A 3121-nucleotide genomic window follows, 5' to 3' on the forward strand; every position below is an offset into this window, starting at 1 on the left:
GCACGGCGTCACCATCCATCAGGGCTGCGCCGCGCGCGGGCTCGAGACGCAAGGCGGACGGGTGAGCGCCGTCGTCACCGAGAAGGGCACCATCCGCACGCAATCCGTGCTGCTCTCGGGCGGCGCATGGTCGTCGCTGTTCTGCCGCCGTCACGGCATCGAGCTGCCGATCGGCCTCGTCAACGCCACCGCATGCCGGACTACGCCGGGGCCGGAGATCACGTCGGGTGCGCTCGGCACCGACTTCTATTGCATTCGCCGCCGCCTCGACGGCGGCTTCACGCTGGCGCTGCGCAATCGTGGCACGGTGGAGCTGTCGCCCGATCTGTTCCGCTATGCGCGCACCTTCTGGCCTACTTATCTGCATCGCCGCAACGGACTGAAGATGTCGTTCGGCAAGTCCTTCTTCGACCAGCTAATGCGCGGCACCAGCTGGAGCTTCGACAAGCCGTCACCGTTCGAAACCGAGCGCGTGCGCGATCCCGCGCCCGATATGTCGCTGGTCAATGCGGCGTTCGCCTCGCTGATCAAATCCAATCCGGAGCTGAAGGACATCGAGATCGCGGAAGCCTGGGGCGGCACGATCGACTGCACGCCCGATACGATCCCGGTGATCTCGCCGGTCGATGCGCTGCCGGGCTTCTTCCTCGCCACCGGTTTCTCCGGCCACGGTTTTGGCATCGGCCCCGCGGCCGGCAAGCTCGCCGCCGACATCGTGACCGGCTCGACGCCGCTGGTCGATCCCGAGCCCTACAGCCACAAGCGCATGATCGATGGCCGCCGGCTCGCGCCGGTCAGCCCGTTCTGAGAGTTTTCGCGGCATGACGGTTCTTTACAAGGCCAACATGGTTCGCGGCGCGGAGTGGGCGCACTTCTTCGCCGGGCGCGCGCCCGACGTGCCGTTCCGGCTCTGGCCCGACATCGGCGATCCCGCCGCGGTGCGCTATCTGGTGGCCTGGGTGCCGCCCGATAACATCGCCGCGACGTTCCCCAATCTCGAGCTGGTCTTCTCGGTGGGCGCCGGCGTCGACCAGTTCGACGCCACCAAGCTTCCATCGCACATTCCCCTGGTGCGCATGCTGGAGCCCGGCATCGCCGAGACCATGGTGGAATACGTCACCATGGCCGTGCTGGCGCTGCATCGCGATCTCCTGCACTTCATGGCCCAGCAGAAGGCGCAGGTCTGGCGCGAGATCCGGATCACGCCGGCGAAACGGCGGAGTGTCGGCGTGATGGGGCTCGGCCAGCTCGGCCAGGCCGTGCTCGAACGCCTCAGGGCGTTCGGCTTCCCGCTGCTCGGCTGGAACCGCTCGCCGCGCGAGATCGAGGGCGTCACCTGCCATGCGGGCATGGACACCTTGCCGGACTTCCTTGCGCAGGCCGACATTCTCGTCTGCCTGCTGCCCCTGACCGATGAGACCCGCGGCATCCTGAACGCGGATCTGTTCGCGCGCCTGCCGCGTGGTGCGGGACTGGTCAATGTCGGGCGTGGCCCACATCTCGTCGAGGCCGATTTCCTCGCAGCCCTCGACGGCGGCGCTCTGTCCGGCGCCATTCTCGACGTTACCGATCCCGAGCCGCTGCCCGCAGGCCATCCGTTCTGGAGCCACCCGCGCATCCTGCTGACGCCGCACAATGCCAGCATGACCACGCCGGATACCGCCGTCGATTTCGTGCTCGACGTCATCGCACGCCACCGCCGCGGCGAGGATTTGCCGGGGCTCGTCGACCGGACGCGGGGCTATTAGGGATTCGCATGAGCACCGCCGCAAGAGAATCCGATCAAGCCGCTGCTGCGAACCAGGGGCCCGTGCTGTCGGTCTCAGGCCTCGTCACCTCCTTCATGATCGAGCGGCGATGGATTCCCGTCGTCCGCAACGTGTCGTTCGACGTCGTGCCCGGGGAGACCGTGGCAATCGTCGGCGAGTCCGGCTCCGGCAAGAGTGTCACGGCGCTTTCGATCATGCGGCTCATTCCGAAGGAGATCGGCCGCGTCGAGGGCCGCGTCACGCTCGCCGGCCGCGATCTGCTGACGCTGCCCGAAGCGGGCATGACGGACATCCGTGGCAACGACGTCGCCATGATCTTCCAGGAGCCGATGACGAGCCTCAACCCGGTGCTCACCATCGGCTTCCAGATCGCCGAGGCGCTGATCCAGCATCGCGGCCTGTCGCGTGCGGCGGCCGAGGCGGAGACCATCCGTTTGCTCGACCGCGTCCGCATCCCCGCCGCGAAATCGCGCTTCCACGAACATCCGCATCGTTTTTCCGGCGGCATGCGTCAGCGCGTGATGATCGCGATGGCGCTGGCGTGCAAGCCGAAGCTCTTGATCGCGGACGAGCCGACCACCGCGCTCGACGTCACCATCCAGGCCCAGATCCTGGAACTGTTGAAGGAGCTCCAGCAGGAAGAGGGGATGGCGATCCTCTTCATCACCCACGACATGGGCGTGGTCGCCGAGATCGCGGATCGCACGGTGGTGATGTATGGCGGGCAGGCGGTGGAGACCGACGCGACGTCGCGCATCTTCGCGGCGCCCTCGCATCCCTACACCCGTGCGCTGCTCGCCGCCGTGCCGCGCCTCGGCTCCATGGACGGACGCAAGCGGCCGATGCGCTTTCCGATCGTCGACAAGGTGACCGGCACCTCGGACGAGCCGATGGAGACGCCTGATACGGTCTCGATCGCCGAGCGCCCGCTGCTCGAGGTCGCCAATCTCACCACGCGCTTTCCGATCCGCTCGGGATTGCTCGGCAGGGTCTCCGGCCGCGTCCACGCGGTCGAGAACGTCTCCTTCACCTTGCACGCCGGCGAGACGCTGGCGCTGGTCGGGGAATCCGGCTGCGGCAAGTCGACGACCGGCCGCTCGATCCTCAGGCTGCTCGAGCCGGACAGCGGGACGGTTCTGCTCGACGGCCAGGACGTTCTCGGCATGAACGGCCACACCTTGCGCGACTGTCGCAAGCAGATGCAGATCGTGTTCCAGGATCCGTTCGCAAGCCTCAATCCGCGCATGTCGGTGGGAACGGCGATCGCGGCCCCGCTGCTGGCCAACGGCCTCGCCTCGGCGTCGCAGGCGCGCGACAAGGTCGCCGACCTGCTCGTGCGCGTCGGCCTGACC

3 protein-coding genes are annotated in these 3121 nt (G+C 67.5%); all 3 read left to right on the forward strand.

Annotation, left to right across the window (positions count from 1 at the left end):
- A partial coding sequence (locus MOV74_RS34700; RefSeq protein ID WP_246931494.1) for an FAD-binding oxidoreductase occupies positions 1-808 on the forward strand: 808 nt, incomplete at its 5' end.
- 13 nt (positions 809-821) lie between these two features.
- The gene (locus tag MOV74_RS34705) at positions 822-1748 is read left to right on the forward strand and encodes a glyoxylate/hydroxypyruvate reductase A (RefSeq protein ID WP_246931496.1); all 927 of its coding nucleotides are present in this window, start codon (positions 822-824) and stop codon (positions 1746-1748) included.
- 8 nt (positions 1749-1756) lie between these two features.
- Positions 1757-3121, forward strand: a 1365-nt coding sequence (locus tag MOV74_RS34710) for an ABC transporter ATP-binding protein (RefSeq protein ID WP_246931503.1), incomplete at its 3' end; no start/stop codon positions are given.

Source organism: Bradyrhizobium sp. SHOUNA76 (assembly GCF_023006445.1).
Lineage (GTDB): Bacteria > Pseudomonadota > Alphaproteobacteria > Rhizobiales > Xanthobacteraceae > Bradyrhizobium.